The sequence below is a fragment of the Salipiger pentaromativorans genome, from assembly GCF_024721115.1.
Taxonomy (GTDB): Bacteria; Pseudomonadota; Alphaproteobacteria; order Rhodobacterales; family Rhodobacteraceae; genus Salipiger; species Salipiger pentaromativorans.
Map to the genome: position 1 here is coordinate 100,663 of NZ_JAMDHK010000004.1, position 16,215 is coordinate 116,877.

The following is a 16,215-nucleotide window of genomic DNA, read 5'->3' on the forward strand; positions in this document are numbered from 1 at the left end:
TCCCCGGCGGAGCGATAGAGCGTCACAGCCAGCGTCCGAAATGGCGGTGAATGCGGGGAATGATGACCCAGATCATCGACACGACGATGATCGGCACCATCACGAGGTTGCGTTGCCAGATCGTCCAGCCCTCGGTCATGGGGGCGAGCCCGTAGAGGGCCAGCGTGACAAGCGGGTAGACGCCGAGGAAGACAAAGACCGCAAGGCGCGGCCGGGAAGGCGGACGGGAGGAGGAAGTCATGCGCGTTTCCTTTATATGAACGGAACGTATCGTTCCTATATTTTCTGGCATCGCCCTCTGTAAAGGGGTAAACAGGCGGAAACGGCGAAAGGCGATGCAAATGACTGTCAAGCGTGCGTCCATCGGGGCCCGGCGCAATCCCGCGACCGAAACGGCCATTCTGGATGCCGCCGCGGCGCTGCTGGCGGAGCGCGGGATCGCCGGGGTCAGCATGGAAGCGGTGGCCAAGCGGGCACGGGCGGGCAAGGCGACGCTCTACCGCTGGTGGCCGACGCGGGGCGCGCTTCTGATGGCCGTCTACCGCCGGCAGAAGCAGATCACCGGCTACCCCGAGACCGGCACGCTCGAGGGCGATGTGGCGGCGGTGCTCGACACGCTGTTCGCGCATTGGCGCCGGCCCGAGGGGCGGATCTTTCGCCATATCATCGCCGCGTCGCAAAGCGACGACGATCTGCGCGAGGCGCTGGAGATCTACCGTCAGGAGCGCCTGATAGGGCTTGGCGAGGTGTTCGAGCGCGCCGCAGGGCGCGGCGAGCTGTCCGGCGAGGTGCCGGTCCCCGAGATGGCGCGGACGGTCATGGCGATGGCCTGGCTGCATCTGCTGGTGGACAGGCTCGACACCGACACCGCCGGAATGGCGCGGTCTCTGGTGCGGGGCTGGGCCAAACCCGCCGACGGTTAGTCGCGGAGCCCGTCCTGGATCGCCCCGGGGGCCGCGCCGGCGCGCCGGGCAAGCCGCGTCGCCGCGAATTCGGCCACGCCTTCGTCGTGGCCGTCGGCGAAACTCGCCACGGTGACCGGGCGGTCCAGATCCGGGAAGTGATAGACCGCGCAGACGCAGCCGGGGCCGCCGCCTGAATGCCCGATGCACCGGCCGGCATCGCCCGCCCGGCCGTTCATCAGGCCAAGACTGTAGCCGCATTCGGTCCAGGGCCGGCCTGCGAGCGCGCCGCCGAGGGGAACGGCCTCAAGCATCTGTGCCAGAGCCGGCGCAGACAAAAGCGCACCCGAGAACAGCGCATGCAGGAGCCGCGCCGCATCGCGCGCGGTTCCTGTCAGACAGCCGTGATAGACCCAGCCGGGATGATAGGCGCCGGCGGTGGGGCAGGCCGTGCGGGCGAAATCGGCGCGGGTCCGGGCAAGCGCGATGCTGTCGAGCCCGAGCGGATCGCCGAGCGCCGCCTTGAAGAGCGAAAAGAAATCCGTCCCGGCGGCCCGCTCGATCTCTTCGCGTGCCAGCATGTAGCCGAGATTCGAGTAGGCCCAGCCCTGTCCGGGCGCGAATAGCGGGCCCTCTGCCATGACAGCGGCGACAAGCCGCTCACGCGGCCAGGGCTCTTCCTGCGCGGCAACCGCCGCCGCATAGGCGGGGAGCGGCCCGTAGTCCGGCAACCCGGCGGTATGGGTCAGAAGCTGCCGGAGCGTGGCGGGGAACGCCGTCACCGGCGCGTCGAGATCGAGCTTGCCGGTCTCGGAGAGCGTCAGCGCGCAAAGGGCTATGACGGTCTTGGTAAAGCTCCAATAGGGAAACACGGGCGCGGACCCGGCGGTTGCGCCTTCGCGCCCGTCAGCGCAGCTCCAGTGAGCGTGTGTCTCTGCCGGGTTTTGCATGGTCTCTCCTGGCGACAACCGGCGCATCGCGCCACCGGCCGGTTTCGGCCTGAGTTTGGGCGATGCCATGGGAATGTCATCTCCCGGCGCTACGTCACGCGAAGCAGTGCTTTGACACTCTCCCCGAAGCGTTGCAACATTTCTGTCATAAAACGCCTACAGAGAGGTTTTCCCATGTCTTTCCGTCTTCTGACGAGTGTTGCGGCGCTGGCACTGTCCGCCGGTGCGGCCAGCGCGGACTATTCGCTGACCATCCTGCACACCAACGATTTCCATGATCGCTTCGAGCCGATCAGCAAATACGATTCGACCTGTTCCTCCGAGGACAACACCGAGGGCAAATGCTTTGGCGGCATCGCACGCCTTGTGACCGCGATCGAGGCCGCGCGCGCGGGCGCCGAAGGCGACGTGCTGCTGCTCGACGCGGGCGACCAGTTCCAGGGCTCGCTGTTCTTCACGCAATACGGTGGCGATCTGGCCGCCGAGTTCATGACCAAGCTGAACTATGACGCGATGGCCGTGGGCAACCACGAGTTCGACAAGGGCCCCGAGGGCCTGTCGGCCTTCCTCGACAACGTGTCCTTCCCGGTGCTTTCGGCGAATATCGACGTCAGCCAGAACAACCTGCTGGCGGGCCGCGTGGCCAAATCCGCCGTGCTCGAACCCGGTTCGGAAAAGATCGGCATCATCTCGGTTCTGGCCGAGGACACGCCCGAGACCTCCTCGCCCGGCAATACCGTGATCTTTTCGCCCTCCATCGACGCGGCCCAGGCCGAGATCGACCGTCTGACCGCGGAAGGCGTGAACAAGATCATCCTGCTGACCCATGTCGGATACAAGGCCGACATCCATCTCGCCGAATCGCTGAGCGGCGTCGACCTGATCATCGGCGGCCACAGCCACACGCTGCTGGGTGACATGGACGGCGCCGAGGGCCCCTATCCGACCATGGCCAACGGCACGCCCATCGTCACCGCCTATGCCTATGGCAAGTATCTGGGCGAGATGAAGGTGACCTTCGACGACGCGGGCACCCTGACCGGGCTGACCGGCGCGCCGATGCTGCTCGATGCCTCGGTTGCCGAGGACGAGGCCACCGTCGCCCGCGTCGCCGAGCTTGCCGGGCCGCTCGACGAAATGCGCCAGACCATCGTCGCCGAGGCGGCCGAGCCGATCGACGGCGACCGGACCAGCTGCCGCGCGATGGAATGCACGATGGGCAACCTCGTGGCCGATGCGATGCTCGACCGGGTCAAGGATCAGGGCATCGAGATCGCCATCCAGAACGGCGGCGGCCTGCGCGCCTCCATCGACGCGGGTGAGGTGACGATGGGCGAGGTGATCTCGGTCCTGCCGTTCCAGAACACGCTGTCGACCTTCCAGGTGACCGGCGCGACGATGATCGCGGCGCTCGAGAACGGCGCCAGCCAGATGGAAGAAGGCGCGGGCCGTTTCGCGCAGGTCGCGGGCCTCTCCTACACCGTCGATCCCAAGGCCGAGGTCGGCAGCCGCATCTCCGACGTGAAGGTGGGCGGCGAGCCCATCGACCCGGAAAAGCTCTACGGCGTGGTGTCGAACAACTACGTGCGCAACGGCGGCGACGGCTACAAGATGTTCGTCGATGCGCAGAACGCCTATGATTTCGGTCCGGACCTGGCGGATGTGACGGCGGAATTCATCGCCGCCAACGCGCCTTACACGCCCTATACCGATGGCCGCATCACCGTGAAGGAGTAAGCGGCTCCCATCGCTCGGATGGCAACGCGCGGGGGCGACCCCGCGCGTTTTTCGTTTCGGGCGCTTTGTTCTGTCGGGCGGCCACGGTCTCATGCCACATGCGCGCGTTTCCGGGCCTTCATGGCCATCCCCGCCCGCATGTTCAGCCCCAGCAGCACGATGTTCAGCGCGCCGGCGCAGAGTTCCAGAAGCTGCACATAGGCGAAGGCGCCGGTCAGATCTCCGGCCCGTGCCCGCAGCCCGAGAAACACCGCCGCCGGGACGAGCACCAGCAGACCGTTCAGCGCCGCCACCCGCATCCGTGCCATCTTGGCCCGCACGGCGGGGGCTTTCGACCCTCCGGCGAGCCTGGCGCCGCTGGCGCCGGCGGCCGCCATGGCCAGCACCAGGAATGGCAGCACATAGAGGATCGCCTGCCGGATCGCGATCACCGCGCCGGAAGAGGCGAGGAATTCGGCATAAAGTGCCAGCGACCAGAACGATGCGACAATCGCCAGCGCGGCGGCGCCCGAGGCGCCATGGATCAGAACCAGACGGGAACGGGACATGGGGAAGACTCCTTTTTGATAGCAAGCTATGTATGTGGCGTATTGAATAGCGCGCTATGCAAGTGTAGGCAAGCCCCATGAGCGATTTCGAAAAGACCCGGTCCGCGGGCTATCTGGCCAATCACATGGCGCGGCTCTTTGCCCATGCGCTGGCCGAGCGGATCCGCCCGCTGGATCTGGCGCCGGCGCAGTTCATGACGCTGCTCGAGCTCTGGCGCGAGGACGGGCTCACCCAGCGCGATCTGGTGGCGCGGCTGGATGTGGAACAGGCGACCATGGCCAATACGCTGAAGCGCATGGAGCGCGACGGGCTGATCACCCGCCGCGCCCATGCCGAGGATGCCCGCGCCCGCACCATCCATCTCACCGCCCGGGCCCGCGCCCTTCAGGGGCCCGCCGAACGGGCCGCGCAGGAGGTGAACGACCGGGCGATGGCCGCGATGACTGCGCCGGAGCGCGCCGCTTTCGTCGCCGCGATGACCCGCGCCATCGACGCGCTGAAGGACTGACCGCCTCTTTCATCTTTCCGGCAAATACGCCGGGGGAAAGCGCGCCCCGGCGCGCGAGGGGGCAGCGCCCCCGCCTGGCCACTGGCCAAACCCGCGGATCGCCGGCATGCTGTCCGCCAAAGTCAGCCGGAGAGAGCCATGCACGGGCGCTGCACCTGCGGAGAGATCCGCTTTCACCTGACCGATACGCCGCTCATCACCCATTGCTGCCATTGCACATGGTGTCAGCGGGAGACCGGTTCGGCTTTTGCCCTGAACGCCATGATCGAAACCCGCAACATCGCATGCGACGCGGGCCGTCCGCAGGAAATCGCGCTGCCCTCGGCCAGCGGCAAGGGCCAGACCGTGGCGCGCTGCCCCAGCTGTCAGGTGGCGCTCTGGTCGCATTATGCCGGGGCCGGGCGCGCCTTTGCCTTTGTCCGGGTGGGCACGCTCGACGACGCGTCGCGCGTCGCGCCGGACGTGCATATCTTCACCGAAAGCGCCCATCCCTGGATCCCCTTTCCCGACGGCGCGCGGGTCTTTCCCGCCTTCTACCGCCGCTCGGCCACCTGGCGCCCCGAGGCGCTGGAACGGCGCGCGGCAGAGCTTGCGCGCGTGGCGCAGCAGCAACAGCAACAACAGGGCTGAACGCGATGGACCACCCGCTGATCGACCTCATCAACGCGCGCATCCGCAAGGCCGAGGAGGAGGGCGCCTTCGACAACCTGCCCGGCGCCGGACAGCCCTTGCCGGCCTGCGACGACCCTGAAAACGCGGTGCTGAACCGGATCCTGAAGGACAATGGCGCGGTGCCGGAATTCGTCTCGCTCTCGCGCGAGCTGGCAAAGCTGCGCGAAGAGCTGCGCGAGACCGCCGACCGCAGCGCGCGGCGCCGGCTGATGCAGGATATGTCGCTGCTGGAAGCGAAGATCGAGATCGCCCGCAAGGCGCGCTGAGGCTTGGACATCCCGCGCCGCCCGTGCCAGTGTCGCGCGCGGCGGAAGCTGGGGCACAGGAGGCGCGGGCGCATGGTCACGGTCAAGGAACAATACGAAGCCTACCCCTATCCCGAGCGCGATCCGGAAGACGAACGCACCCGCCTGATCACCGGATCGCCCTCGCATCCGCTGGAAATGGACCATTTCCTCTGGAACGGGCTGCGCGACTGGTCAAAGCCGCTGCGGGTGCTGGTGGCGGGCGGCGGCACCGGCGACGGGCTGATCCAGCTTGCCACGCTGATGCAGAAGGCCGGCGCGCCCGCAGAATTCACCTATCTCGACCTCTCGGCCGCCGCGCGCGAGGTGGCCGAGGCCCGCGCCGCGATCCGGGGCCTGGGCAATATCGCCTTTCACAGCGGCAGTCTGCTGGAGGCGCCAGAGCTCGGCACCTTCGACTATATCGACTGCTGCGGTGTGCTGCATCACCTGCCCGACCCGGCGGCGGGGTTCCGGGCCCTGCGCGCGGCGCTGGCGCCGGGCGGAGGCCTGGGCTTCATGGTCTATGCGCCCTATGGCCGATCGGGCGTCTATCCGCTGCAAGAGGCGTTCGGCGCGCTTTTCGAGGGGCTGCCGCCCGAGGCGCGGCTCGACCGGGCGAAACGGCTGGTGGCGGGGCTGCCCGAGGGGCATCCCTTTGCCTGCAATCCCAATCTGAGCGACCACCGCAAGAGCGACGCGGCGTTCTACGACCTGCTTTTGCACGGGCAGGACCGTGCCTATGCGGTGCCGGATCTGCTGGCGGTGCTGGCCGAAACCGGATGGGATCTGGCCTCCTTCACCACACCGGCGCTTTACGATCTGGCGCTGATCACGGAGGTGCCCGAGGACATGGCGCCCGAGACGCAGATGGCGGTGGCCGAAAAGCTGCGCGGGACGATCCGGATGCATACGGCCTATGCCGTGGCGCAGGGCGCCGGGCCAAGCGTCGCACAGGGGCGCAACCGCCAGCTCGTGCCGCATCTGCGCGGGGTGCAGCGGCAGGCGCTGGCGCGGGCGGTGGCGCAGGGGCGGTCGCTGCCGCTGCGCATCGGCCAGCTCTCGGCCGAGCTGGCGCTGCCCAGGGAGGCGGCGGCGCTGATCGCGGGGATCGACGGTCGGCGCAGCCTGGACGAGATCGCCCGTGCCGCGCGGATCGACCCGCTGGCCTTCGGCGCGCTCTGGGCGCGAATCGACGGCGCGCTGGCGCCTTGGGGTCTGCTGCTTTATTCGGGACTGCTGCGGCGCCCGGAACCGCCACGGCGCTGACCCGCGGCCCCGGCGTTCCCAGTCCGGGCGCGGCCAAAATGCCGCGTCACAGCGGTTTTTCCCTCTTGCCCTCGGGTGGGGCGGCGCAGAGATTGCCCCGGCAATGTGTAATCGGGGAGGATCCGAGATGGGTCTGTTCAACTTCTGGAAAAAATCCGGCAAATCGCTCGCTGGCGGCGGTGACGCCGCGCCGACCGCCGAGGTGCTGAAGCAGGAGGTCGCCGCTCTGGGCCTCAAGGCCGACGATGTCGAGATCTCGGTCGCGGGCGACAAGGTGACCGTTTCCGGCGGCGCGCTGAGCGCGGAAGAGCGGGAAAAGGTGATCCTCGCCGTGGGCAATGTCGAAGGCGTGGCCGAGGTCGAGGCGGAAGAGGCCGACACGGCGGTGTTCCACACTGTCGAGAAAGGCGATTCGCTCTGGAAGATCGCCGCGAAGACCCTGAGCAACGGTGCCCGCTACAACGAGATCTTCGAGGCCAACCGCCCGATGCTGAAGGATCCCGACGAGATCTATCCCGGCCAGGTGCTGCGTATTCCCGCCAGCGCCGAGGCCTGATCGCCTCCGGGCGAGGGGGCATCCCCTCGCCCCACGGCCCGGCGCACCGGCGGTGTGCCGGGCTTTGCCGCAATTCCGCCTCTTGCGCTGCGGCGCGTTCCTTTCCAGACTGCGGCTCTAGCAGGGAGACGCCCGAACCCATTCGGGACGTCAGGGAGGAGCGACGACCATGACCTTCGCGTCCGTGGCCGACCGAGATGCCATCGAAGCGGAAATGCCCTGGGCCGCGCGCGATGTGCCCGCCACGCTTTACGCCCAGTTGCAGCGCACCGCCGAAGCCTTTCCCGACCGCCCCGCCGTCAGCTTTCAGCTTTTCTCGGGGCCCGGCGACACGGCCGAGACGCTGAGCTGGCGGGTTCTGAAGGACAAGACGACCCAGGCGGCGAACCTCTTCCGTAGCCTCGGCGTGGGCGAGACCGATGTGATCGCCTATGTGCTGCCGAACTGCAACGAGACGGTGTTCACGCTGCTCGGCGGCGCCGTGGCGGGGATCGTGACACCGATCAACCCGTTGCTCGAGCCCGAACAGATCGCCGCCATCCTGCGCGAGACCGAGGCCAAGGTCGTGGTGACGCTCAAGGCCTTTCCCAAGACCGACGTGGCGCAGAAGGTGGCAGAGGCCTGCCGTCATGCGCCGCAGGTGAACTATGTGCTCGAGGTCGATCTCAACCGCTACCTGTCGCCGCCGAAATCCTGGATCGTGCCCTTCCTGCGCCCCAAGGTCACGGCCAAGCGCCACGCCGATGTGCTGTGCTTTGCCAGGGAACTGGCAAAGCAGCCGACCACATTGACCTTTGCCGATGGCGCCGAGGACCGTGTCGCGGCCTATTTCCACACCGGCGGCACCACCGGCATGCCCAAGGTGGCGCGGCACCGCTATTCGGGGATGCTCTACAATGGCTGGCTCGGCAGCACGCTGCTGTTCAGCGAGGAAGACAACATCATCTGTCCGCTGCCGCTGTTCCACGTCTTCGCGGCGCATGTGATCCTGATGTCGGCGCTCTGTTCAGGCGCGCATGTGGTCTTGCCGACACCGGCGGGTTATCGCGGCGAGGGGGTGATCGGGAATTTCTGGAAGCTGTGCGAACGCTGGAAGATCAGCTTCATCATCACCGTGCCCACCGCCGTTTCGGCGCTGATGCAGCAGAAGCCGGATGCGGATATTTCCTCGGTCAAGGTGGCATTCTCGGGCTCGGCACCGATGCCGCTGGAGCTCTTCCGCCGCTTCGAGACCGCCTGCGGGGTGACCGTCTGCGAAGGCTACGGGCTGACCGAGGCCACCTGCCTCGTTTCGGTGAACCCGCCCGAAGGGGTCAAGAAGGTGGGCTCGATCGGCATTCCCTTCCCCTATACCCATGTCAAGATCGTCAAGCAGACAGCAGAGGGGCCGCGCGAATGCGCCTGTGACGAGGTGGGCGAGATCTGCGTCTCGAACCCGGGGGTCTTTTCCGGCGCGACCTATACCGAGATCGACAAGAACCGGGATCTGTTCCACGAGGGGATCTTTCTGCGCACCGGCGATCTGGGGCGGATGGATGCGGACGGCTATCTCTGGATCACCGGACGGGCGAAGGATCTGATCATCCGGGGCGGCCACAACATCGACCCCGCCGAGATCGAGGAGGCGCTGCTGGTGCATCCCGCGGTGGCCTTTGCCGGCGCGATCGGCCAGCCCGACGCGCATGCGGGCGAGCTGCCCTGCGCCTATGTCGAGCTGGTGGCCGGGGCGGAGGTGACCGAGGACGAGCTGATGAAACACGCGCGCGTGCATATCCACGAGCGCGCGGCCTTTCCCAAGCACATGACGATCCTGCCGGAGCTGCCCAAGACCGCCGTGGGCAAGATCTTCAAGCCCGAGCTGCGGATGCAGGCGATCACGCGGGTCTATAACGGGGCTCTGGAACAGGCGGGGCTGTCCGCGCGGGTGGTCTCGGTGGTCGATGATCGCAAGCGCGGGCTGATCGCGCTGGTCGAACGCAACGGCGCCGATGCCGAAGCGGTCGGCCATTGCCTCGGGGCGTTCACCCGGCCCTGGGACTGGGCGGAAGAGGAGGTCGCGCTGACGCGGGCCTCGGCATGAGGCGCTGACCGCGCGGGGTCTGCGGGGACAGGGCGCGGCCGGGTCCGGAGGTCGCCGGGCAAGGGTGTCGGGCGGGTTGGCTGCTCAGCAGGCGCCCTTGGCGCAGAAGATCTCGTAAAGCAGGCCGATCACCCGGCCGGTGTCTTCGTTGGCGAGGCTGTAATAGATCGTCTTGCCGTCGCGCCGGGTGGTCACCAGCCCTTCCTCGCGCAGCCGCGCCAGCATCTGGCTGACCGCCGCCTGACGGATGCTGAGCAGTTCTTCCAGTTCGCCCACCGACTTTTCGCCCGATCCCAGATGACACAGGATCATCAGCCGGCCTTCATGGGCCAGTGTTTTCAGAAAGGACGCCGCGCTGCGCGCATTGGTGGCCATTTCCTCGGGCGGGGCAGGGATCGTCTGGGAGTTCACGTGTCAGGACCTCTTCGCAAGTGTCGAATATATAGCATGTTTGCGGCGGAATGCGAGATGGCGACGTGGTCGCTTGGCCTCTGCCCGGGCGGGAAAAGCCGGAAAAGCGGCGCTTTTTGCCCTTTGGGGGCCGTGTCAGGCGGGAGGCGCCGTGCGGACGGCCCGCACGAAACGGCGCGCCTCTTCGGCGGCCTGCGCCGTGCCCTGCCGCGAGTCGGCCAGCGGCGCGTCGGGGGCGGTCAGTGTCTCGGCGAGGCTGCGGGCGTGGTGCAACGCGGCGCCGGTGCTCAGCAGGAGCTGCGGCAGGCTCAGCCATTCGGTGCAGCGCGCCGCCATGTCCTGCGGTTGATGCAGGGCGCCCAGCAGCCCCGCGACATGTCTGCCGCAGGCCATCACGATCGAAGCCGCGACCCCGGTTGCCGCGTCGGTGGCGCCGGGGGCGAGATCCTGCCCGATCTTCGCGAGCGCGGTGGCGAGCCCCGCGCTCCAGCCCGCGACGGCCAGCACCGGGCGGCGGTCGCCATGCCAGCCATGGCCGGGATCGCCGAGGTTCAGCGCCTCCGCCAGAGCCGTGCGCAGGGCGGGGGCCTTCGGGCCAAGCTCGGCCAGACCGGTCAGCGAGACCCGGAGCGCCGTGCTTCGCAGCGCGGGCAGCCCGTCGCGCAGCGCCAGCAGCGGCCAGCCCCAGCCCGCCACCAGGGCGCCGGCTTCGCTCTCTGCCCGCGCGTCCGCGGCGACGGCGAGCGACGCCAGCAGCGCCGTCAGCTCGGAGCCGAAGATCGTCAGCACCTGGCGCAGCCTGAGCATCAGCGCGCTGTCCTCGATGTCCTGCGGGCAGACGCCCCAGCCGAGGTGCCGCGCGTGCTCGGGGGCCTGCATCAGACTGCGGAAGGCGGCGATCAGCTCCGGAACGGGGCTGCCGTCGCGCAGGGTGCCGGCGGCAAGCCCGCCCGGGTCGATCTGAAGCTCGAGGCTGGCGCGGTGGATCGCCTGTGCCGAGGTCTCGGGGATGAGCCCCGCAGCGCCCTGCACCTTGGCCAGCGCACCCAGCACGATCATCATCGCGCGGATCTCGGCGCTGTCGGAAAACAGCTTGCCCAGATCTCCGGCGGGAAAGAGCCGGTGCAGATGCGCGCTGTCGAAAGGGGTTGCGGTCATGGCGTCCTCGTCTCTGGCTGCGCCTCCCTATAGGCAAGCGCGCCGCCGGAGACCAGCGCTCAGCCCCGTGCGATGCGGTCGAGCAGCGCCGCCAGCCCCTCCGGATCGGAGAGGAAGGGCGAATGCGACCAGGCGCGTTCGTAGACGTCTCCCGCCGGCAGGGCTGCCGCCATTTCGCGCTGATACGCGGGCGGAATCGCTCCGTCCTCGCCGCAGACGATGTAGCTGCGCGGCAGCGTTTCGGCCTGGCCGGTGAGGGTCACGGGGGTTTCCTGCGGCGGGATGGCCTGCGGAGTGAGATGCGCCAGCGCATAGGCCACCGCCGCGTCGGAGCAATCGTGATAAAAGATGTCGCGGGCCATTTCGGGCGCGAAATGAAAGGTCACGCCGCCCGGATCGCGCCGGACCGCCGGCAGCAGCGGCTGGTCGCGCTGCTTGCGCCGCAGCGTGGCGACGCTGTCGCCGGTCTCGGGGATGTAGGCGCAGAGATAGACCAGCCTGCGGAACCGCTCCGGCGCGCGGTCGGCGGCCTGTGTTATCGGCACGCCGGCCATGGAATGCCCGACCACGATGGCGGGCTCGGCGAGCGCGCCGAGGATCGCATCGACATAGGATTCGAGCGTGACCGCCTCTGGCGGGGTGGTGTCGGCGCCGTGGCTGGGCAGGTCGATGGCCTGCGCCTCATGTCCAAGCGCTGTCAGCGCCGGCAGAACGTCGCGCCAGCACCAGGCGCCATGGGCGGATCCGTGGACGAGCAGGAAACGGGTCATTGGATGCCATGCCCCTGTGCGGTGAGGAAGTCGGTGAGGAGCCGCGCGTAATCGTCGGGCTTCTCGACGCAGGGCAGATGCCCGGTGCCGCGGATCAGCGCGAATTGCGATCCGGGGATCAGCTCGACGGTCTCGCGCACCAGATCCGGCGGGGTCGAGCCGTCCTCGGAGCCGGCGATCCCCAGCGCGGGCAGCCGCAGCCCCGAGGTGGGGGTCATGAAATCGGTGCCCGCGATGGCGGCGCAGCAGCCGATATAGCCCTGCATGTCCGTCCGTTCGAGCATGTGCCGCCAGGCCGCGCATTCGGCGCTTTCGCGAAAGGCGGGGGCGAACCAGCGCTGCATCGTGCCCGCGGCAAGCGCGGCGATGCCGCCGGTCTCGACCGCGGCGATGCGCTCGCCCCAGATCTCGCGGGTGCCGATCTTGCAGGCGGTGTTGGAAAGCACCAGCGCCCGCACCAGATCCAGCCGCTTGGCCGCCAGCCCCTGGGCGATCATCCCGCCGATGGAGAGGCCCACGAACACCGCGTCGCGAAAGCCCAGATGGTCCATCAGCCGCTCGGCGTCGCGCACCAGCGTGCCCATGGAATAGGGGCCCTCGGGGGCGTCCGAGAGCCCGTGCCCGCGCTTGTCGTAGCGCAGGATGCGCAGCCCGGCGGGCAGCCGCGCGACCACCTTGTCCCAGAGCCGGAAATCGGTGCCGAGCGAATTGGCGAAGACGACGGGTGCGCCGTCCTCGGGGCCGTCGATGCGGTAATGCAGGCGGATGTCGCCCAGATCGGCCATCTGCATGGGGCTGCCTCCCTGATCTTCTCGCGGCGAGCCTAGCGGGGCTTGCCGCGAGAGGAAAGAGAGGGCGCGCAAGGGCCGTGGCGACCGTCGGCAGGACCGGGCCGCGGACGCCCCGGTCTGTGGTGCGATGGCAGGCCGCGGCCTCAGGCGATCTCGATCAGTTCGATGGCGAAGGTGAGGTCCTTGCCGGCCAGCGGGTGGTTGGCGTCGAGCGTGACCTCGGTTTCGGTCACCTCGGCGACCACCACCTGCATGGTCTGGCCGGTGGGCGTCTGCACTTGCAACTGCGTGCCGAGGTCGAGCGGGATGTGATCGGGGATTTCCTGACGCGGCACCGCCTGGCGCGCTTCGGGATGCATCGGGCCATAAGCCTCGTCCGAGGGCACCTCGACGGTCTTCTTGTCGCCCACGGTCATGCCGGGGATCGCCTTGTCCAGACCGGGGATGATCTGGCCCGAGCCGACGGTGAATTCCAGCGGATCGCGGCCCGCGCTGGAATCGAAGGTGGTGCCGTCGGCCAGCGTGCCGGTGTAATGAATGCGGACAGTGTCGCCGGTCTTGACCTGCGTCATGAGAAACTCCGTTCTGTTGGGGGAAGCTGTGTGAATGGACGAGGCCGCGAAAGCGGGTGCTCGTATCGCTCGCCTCCAACCTAGCCCCGGGCTCGCCCGATTGCAAATCTTGACGGGTTTGGCCTTCCCCCGGCCCGCCGCCCGTGCCACCTTTGCGCGCGGAGGGGCCCGCATGACCATCACGACCTGCATCTTCGACGCCTATGGCACGCTTTTCGATGTCTCTGCCGCCGCCCGCAACGCCGCCGGAGAGCCGGGGCAGACGGCCCTCGCGGCGGTTTGGGAGGCGCTGGCCGAGGATTGGCGGCGCAAGCAGCTCGAATATTCCTGGCTGCGCGCGATCACCGGCGATCATGTCTCGTTCTGGCAGGTCACGCAGGACGGGCTCGACTGGGCGATGGAGCGCCACGGGCTGGCCGACCCGGAGCTGCGCGAACGGCTGCTGGCGCTCTACTGGGAGCTGGCCGCCTATCGCGAGGTGCCCGCCCTGCTGGCGCGGCTCAAGGCGGCGGGCAAGCGCTGCGCGATCCTGTCGAACGGCTCGCCGGACATGCTGGAGGGCGCTGTGGACAGCGCCGGTCTGGGGCTCTACCTCGACGCGGTGCTGTCGGTGGAGGAGGCCGGCGTCTTCAAGCCCGCAAGGGCGGTCTATGACCTGGTCGGGGCCCGTTTCGGCACCGACCCGGGCGAGGTGCTTTTTGTGTCGTCCAACGGCTGGGACGCGGCAGGCGCCGCAGCCTACGGCTTTGCCACCGTCTGGGTGAACCGGGCGGGGCTGCCGACCGACCGGCTGCCGGCCCGCCCGCAGCATATCCTCACCGATCTCACGTCTATCCCGGAGCTTCTCTGATGCCGCGTTTCACCACCTCCGACAATTTCTCGCTGTACTACACCGATGACGGGGAGGGCCTTCCGCTGCTCTGCCTTGCGGGGCTCACCCGCGACGGGCACGATTTCGACTATCTCGCGCCGCATCTCGACGCTGTGCGGATGATCCGGCTCGACTATCGTGGGCGCGGGCAGTCTGACTGGGGGGATCCCGCGACCTACACCATCCCCGTCGAAGCCCGCGACGCGCTGGAACTGCTCGACCATCTCGGACTCGAGAAGGCCGCGCTGCTCGGCACCTCGCGGGGCGGGCTGATCGCCATGGTGCTGGCGGCCACGGCAAAGGGCCGGCTGCTGGGCGTGGCGCTGAACGACATCGGCCCCGAGATCGCGCCGGGGGGGCTTGCGGTGATCAAGGATTATCTGGGGCGCAACCCGCCCTGGAAAACCGTAGACGAGGCGGTGGGCAAGCTGAGCGCCGCCCGGTTCGGTTTCGACGATGTGCCGGAAAGCCGCTGGCGCGAGGAGGTGGAGAAGCTCTATCGCGAAACGCCGGACGGGCTGAAAATTCCCTATGATCCCAAGCTGCGCGACGCGGTGCTGGGCGACGGCGCGCAGCCGGCGCCCGATCTGTGGCCGCTCTTCGATGCGCTGAAGGGGCTGCCGCTCTGCGCGTTGCGGGGCGGAAACTCGGATCTGCTCTCAGAAGAGACCTTTGCCGAGATGAAGGCGCGCCGCCCCGACATGATCGCGGTGGAGGTGCCTGGGCGCGGACATATCCCCTTCCTCGACGAGCCCGAGGCGCTCGATGCACTCTCCCGCTGGATCAAGATGCTGGGCTGACGGAGGATGATGTGGAAACAATTTCCGCATTGGCGGGCGATTGTTTCCAGAACGGCGATCAATGGGGGCGTCTGCCCCTAGGGTGGTCAAACAAGGCCGAATCGTGAGTGAATTGAAACATAGGTTTTCGACTCGCCTTTGGCGGTAATGTGTTTGGTATCAGAGCACTGGGGCTTTTGTTCGGCGCGGTCGTTCTGGGCTGGGCGTTCGGCGTCCTCGATGGAAGCGGCGCCGCCAACGACACCATCGTCACGGAGCACAGCGATGCAACGGTCACCGGCGGCGATGGCGACGACGTGCTGGATCTGCGTGAATCGGGCGCCGGGAACGATGTGATCTACACGCCGGCGCTTTGGAATTACGGCTCTCCCGGGGGCGGGATCGCGCTTGGCGGCGACTTTGCCGAAGTCAGGTTTGCGACGGCGCTGGAGGCGGGCTGACGAACACCCGGGTCGGGTGCAGCTCTCCGGCCTTGAAGACCCCAACGGCCACGGGCTGGCCTTCGAACGAGGCCCAAGCCTCGTCGCCATACTCGGCCTCGCCGGGGATCACCATGCCGGGGTTGCCGTTGCGCAGCCGCGCCGCACCCTCGGCAGTGCATTTCAGCTCGGGCAGCTCGGCGAGCCCGACTTCGAGCGGCAGCAGTCTCTCGTCCAGGGCGGGCGTTTTGGCCAGCGCGTCGATCTCGTCGATGCCGATGCCGTCCTCGGCGTCGAACGGGCCCGACCAGATCCGCCGCAGTCGCAGCACATGGCCGTGGCAGCCCAGCTTTGCGCCCAGATCGCGGGCAATCGACCGCACATAGCCGCCCTTGCCGCAGGTCATCTCCAGCTCGACATGATCCGCATCGGGGCGCCCGGTCATCACCAGTTCCTCGACCCAGAGCGGTCGCGCGGCGATCTCCATGGTCTCGCCGTCGCGCGCGCGCTTGTAGGCGCGTTCGCCGTCGATTTTCACCGCCGAGAATTGCGGCGGCACCTGCTGGATCTCGCCGACGAAGGCGTGCAGCGCCTCCTTGATCTCGTCATCCGAGGGGCGCATGTCGGAGGAGGCGATCACCTCGCCCTCGGCATCGTCGGTGTTGGTCGCCTGTCCCAGCCGCACCGTAAAGCGATAGGCTTTCAGCGCGTCGGTGATATAGGGCACCGTCTTGGTCGCTTCGCCAAGGGCCACCGCAAGAACGCCGGTCGCCTCCGGGTCGAGCGTGCCCGCATGGCCGGCTTTCTTGGCGTCGAGTGCCCAGCGGACCTTGTTGACCACCGAGGTCGAGGTCATGCCGGCGGGTTTGTCGACGATCAGCCAGCCGGAAATGTCGCGGCCCTTCTTGCGTGCCAT

At 68.0% G+C, this 16,215-nt stretch carries 20 protein-coding genes; 11 read left to right on the forward strand and 9 right to left on the reverse strand.

What is annotated here, in order from left to right; all coding sequences use genetic code 11:
• Positions 1-22: 22 nt before the first annotated feature.
• Positions 23-241 carry a putative antibiotic biosynthesis monooxygenase gene (locus M4578_RS08735; RefSeq protein WP_258093062.1) on the reverse strand — a complete coding sequence of 73 codons (219 nt, stop codon included), beginning with the start codon at positions 239-241 and terminating at the stop codon, positions 23-25.
• 100 nt (positions 242-341) lie between these two features.
• Here M4578_RS08735 and M4578_RS08740 point away from each other — a divergent pair, with 100 nt between their 5' ends.
• On the forward strand, positions 342-923 hold the full coding sequence (locus M4578_RS08740; protein WP_258093063.1) for a TetR/AcrR family transcriptional regulator: 582 nt from the start codon (positions 342-344) through the stop codon (positions 921-923).
• Here M4578_RS08740 and M4578_RS08745 read toward each other — a convergent pair.
• Positions 920-1,852 (reverse strand): serine hydrolase domain-containing protein, encoded by a 933-nt coding sequence (locus M4578_RS08745; RefSeq protein WP_258093064.1) that lies wholly within the window; start codon positions 1,850-1,852, stop codon positions 920-922. The two genes, M4578_RS08740 and M4578_RS08745, sit on opposite strands and share 4 nt — an antisense overlap.
• Before the next feature lie 174 nt (positions 1,853-2,026).
• Between M4578_RS08745 and M4578_RS08750 the strand changes: the two genes are divergently transcribed.
• Entirely contained in the window at positions 2,027-3,589 is a 1,563-nt protein-coding gene (locus M4578_RS08750) for a bifunctional metallophosphatase/5'-nucleotidase (protein ID WP_258093065.1), read from the forward strand.
• Positions 3,590-3,678: 89 nt separating this feature from the next.
• On the opposite strand, the gene M4578_RS08755 is transcribed toward M4578_RS08750, so the two are convergent.
• Positions 3,679-4,137, reverse strand: a complete 459-nt coding sequence (locus tag M4578_RS08755) for a hypothetical protein (RefSeq protein ID WP_258093066.1) — start codon at positions 4,135-4,137, stop codon at positions 3,679-3,681.
• A gap of 77 nt (positions 4,138-4,214) precedes the next feature.
• On the opposite strand from M4578_RS08755, the gene M4578_RS08760 reads away from it, so the two are divergent.
• From M4578_RS08760 to M4578_RS08785, 6 genes are all read left to right on the forward strand, one after another.
• Positions 4,215-4,646, forward strand: coding sequence for a MarR family winged helix-turn-helix transcriptional regulator (locus M4578_RS08760; protein WP_258093067.1), 432 nt, complete (start codon positions 4,215-4,217; stop codon positions 4,644-4,646).
• A 138-nt stretch (positions 4,647-4,784) separates the two neighbouring features.
• Positions 4,785-5,276: a GFA family protein gene (locus M4578_RS08765; RefSeq protein WP_258093068.1), complete on the forward strand. Its 492-nt coding sequence runs from the start codon at positions 4,785-4,787 to the stop codon at positions 5,274-5,276.
• 5 nt (positions 5,277-5,281) lie between these two features.
• Positions 5,282-5,584, forward strand: coding sequence for a DnaJ family domain-containing protein (locus tag M4578_RS08770; RefSeq protein WP_258093069.1), 303 nt, complete (start codon positions 5,282-5,284; stop codon positions 5,582-5,584).
• A 72-nt stretch (positions 5,585-5,656) separates the two neighbouring features.
• Positions 5,657-6,871 (forward strand): class I SAM-dependent methyltransferase, encoded by a 1,215-nt coding sequence (locus M4578_RS08775; protein WP_258093070.1) that lies wholly within the window; start codon positions 5,657-5,659, stop codon positions 6,869-6,871.
• Positions 6,872-6,998: 127 nt separating this feature from the next.
• Positions 6,999-7,427, forward strand: coding sequence for a peptidoglycan-binding protein LysM (lysM, locus tag M4578_RS08780; RefSeq protein ID WP_258093071.1), 429 nt, complete (start codon positions 6,999-7,001; stop codon positions 7,425-7,427).
• A gap of 169 nt (positions 7,428-7,596) precedes the next feature.
• Complete coding sequence (locus tag M4578_RS08785; protein ID WP_258093072.1) at positions 7,597-9,507, forward strand: acyl-CoA synthetase; 1,911 nt, start codon at positions 7,597-7,599, stop codon at positions 9,505-9,507.
• Between the two features lie 84 nt (positions 9,508-9,591).
• Here M4578_RS08785 and M4578_RS08790 read toward each other — a convergent pair whose 3' ends face one another.
• The 5 genes from M4578_RS08790 to M4578_RS08810 all read right to left on the reverse strand — a co-directional run bounded on the left by M4578_RS08790 (position 9,592) and on the right by M4578_RS08810 (position 13,209).
• Positions 9,592-9,882, reverse strand: a complete 291-nt coding sequence (locus M4578_RS08790; protein WP_258093290.1) for an ArsR/SmtB family transcription factor — start codon at positions 9,880-9,882, stop codon at positions 9,592-9,594.
• A gap of 171 nt (positions 9,883-10,053) precedes the next feature.
• On the reverse strand, positions 10,054-11,076 hold the full coding sequence (locus tag M4578_RS08795; RefSeq protein ID WP_258093073.1) for a lyase family protein: 1,023 nt from the start codon (positions 11,074-11,076) through the stop codon (positions 10,054-10,056).
• A gap of 59 nt (positions 11,077-11,135) precedes the next feature.
• On the reverse strand, positions 11,136-11,846 hold the full coding sequence (locus M4578_RS08800; RefSeq protein WP_258093074.1) for an alpha/beta fold hydrolase: 711 nt from the start codon (positions 11,844-11,846) through the stop codon (positions 11,136-11,138).
• Positions 11,843-12,637, reverse strand: a complete 795-nt coding sequence (pcaD, locus tag M4578_RS08805; protein WP_258093075.1) for a 3-oxoadipate enol-lactonase — start codon at positions 12,635-12,637, stop codon at positions 11,843-11,845. Before pcaD ends, M4578_RS08800 begins: the two co-directional genes overlap by 4 nt.
• A gap of 143 nt (positions 12,638-12,780) precedes the next feature.
• Positions 12,781-13,209: an FKBP-type peptidyl-prolyl cis-trans isomerase gene (locus M4578_RS08810; RefSeq protein WP_258093076.1), complete on the reverse strand. Its 429-nt coding sequence runs from the start codon at positions 13,207-13,209 to the stop codon at positions 12,781-12,783.
• A gap of 172 nt (positions 13,210-13,381) precedes the next feature.
• Between M4578_RS08810 and M4578_RS08815 the strand changes: the two genes are divergently transcribed.
• The 3 genes from M4578_RS08815 to M4578_RS08825 all read left to right on the forward strand — a co-directional run bounded on the left by M4578_RS08815 (position 13,382) and on the right by M4578_RS08825 (position 15,320).
• Positions 13,382-14,059, forward strand: a complete 678-nt coding sequence (locus tag M4578_RS08815) for a haloacid dehalogenase type II (RefSeq protein WP_258093077.1) — start codon at positions 13,382-13,384, stop codon at positions 14,057-14,059.
• Positions 14,059-14,880, forward strand: coding sequence for an alpha/beta fold hydrolase (locus tag M4578_RS08820; protein WP_258093078.1), 822 nt, complete (start codon positions 14,059-14,061; stop codon positions 14,878-14,880). Before M4578_RS08815 ends, M4578_RS08820 begins: the two co-directional genes overlap by 1 nt.
• A gap of 149 nt (positions 14,881-15,029) precedes the next feature.
• Positions 15,030-15,320: a hypothetical protein gene (locus tag M4578_RS08825; RefSeq protein ID WP_258093079.1), complete on the forward strand. Its 291-nt coding sequence runs from the start codon at positions 15,030-15,032 to the stop codon at positions 15,318-15,320.
• Here the strand turns inward: M4578_RS08825 and truB are convergent.
• Positions 15,289-16,215 carry a tRNA pseudouridine(55) synthase TruB gene (gene truB, locus M4578_RS08830; protein ID WP_258093080.1) on the reverse strand — a complete coding sequence of 309 codons (927 nt, stop codon included), beginning with the start codon at positions 16,213-16,215 and terminating at the stop codon, positions 15,289-15,291. The genes M4578_RS08825 and truB overlap by 32 nt on opposite strands.

Bases quoted from the DNA above. Each gene is read 5' to 3' on its own strand.
- M4578_RS08790 (WP_258093290.1), bottom strand. From the start codon at position 9,882: ATGGCCACCAATGCGCGCAGCGCGGCGTCCTTTCTGAAAACACTGGCC.
- M4578_RS08740 (WP_258093063.1), top strand. From the start codon at position 342: ATGACTGTCAAGCGTGCGTCCATCGGGGCCCGGCGCAATCCCGCGACC.
- M4578_RS08800 (WP_258093074.1), bottom strand. From the start codon at position 11,846: ATGACCCGTTTCCTGCTCGTCCACGGATCCGCCCATGGCGCCTGGTGC.
- pcaD (WP_258093075.1), bottom strand. From the start codon at position 12,637: ATGCAGATGGCCGATCTGGGCGACATCCGCCTGCATTACCGCATCGAC.
- M4578_RS08755 (WP_258093066.1), bottom strand. From the start codon at position 4,137: ATGTCCCGTTCCCGTCTGGTTCTGATCCATGGCGCCTCGGGCGCCGCC.
- M4578_RS08820 (WP_258093078.1), top strand. From the start codon at position 14,059: ATGCCGCGTTTCACCACCTCCGACAATTTCTCGCTGTACTACACCGAT.
- M4578_RS08735 (WP_258093062.1), bottom strand. From the start codon at position 241: ATGACTTCCTCCTCCCGTCCGCCTTCCCGGCCGCGCCTTGCGGTCTTT.
- M4578_RS08745 (WP_258093064.1), bottom strand. From the start codon at position 1,852: ATGCAAAACCCGGCAGAGACACACGCTCACTGGAGCTGCGCTGACGGG.
- M4578_RS08795 (WP_258093073.1), bottom strand. From the start codon at position 11,076: ATGACCGCAACCCCTTTCGACAGCGCGCATCTGCACCGGCTCTTTCCC.
- M4578_RS08765 (WP_258093068.1), top strand. From the start codon at position 4,785: ATGCACGGGCGCTGCACCTGCGGAGAGATCCGCTTTCACCTGACCGAT.
- M4578_RS08785 (WP_258093072.1), top strand. From the start codon at position 7,597: ATGACCTTCGCGTCCGTGGCCGACCGAGATGCCATCGAAGCGGAAATG.
- M4578_RS08750 (WP_258093065.1), top strand. From the start codon at position 2,027: ATGTCTTTCCGTCTTCTGACGAGTGTTGCGGCGCTGGCACTGTCCGCC.
- M4578_RS08760 (WP_258093067.1), top strand. From the start codon at position 4,215: ATGAGCGATTTCGAAAAGACCCGGTCCGCGGGCTATCTGGCCAATCAC.
- M4578_RS08815 (WP_258093077.1), top strand. From the start codon at position 13,382: ATGACCATCACGACCTGCATCTTCGACGCCTATGGCACGCTTTTCGAT.
- M4578_RS08810 (WP_258093076.1), bottom strand. From the start codon at position 13,209: ATGACGCAGGTCAAGACCGGCGACACTGTCCGCATTCATTACACCGGC.
- truB (WP_258093080.1), bottom strand. From the start codon at position 16,215: ATGGCACGCAAGAAGGGCCGCGACATTTCCGGCTGGCTGATCGTCGAC.
- M4578_RS08775 (WP_258093070.1), top strand. From the start codon at position 5,657: ATGGTCACGGTCAAGGAACAATACGAAGCCTACCCCTATCCCGAGCGC.
- M4578_RS08770 (WP_258093069.1), top strand. From the start codon at position 5,282: ATGGACCACCCGCTGATCGACCTCATCAACGCGCGCATCCGCAAGGCC.
- lysM (WP_258093071.1), top strand. From the start codon at position 6,999: ATGGGTCTGTTCAACTTCTGGAAAAAATCCGGCAAATCGCTCGCTGGC.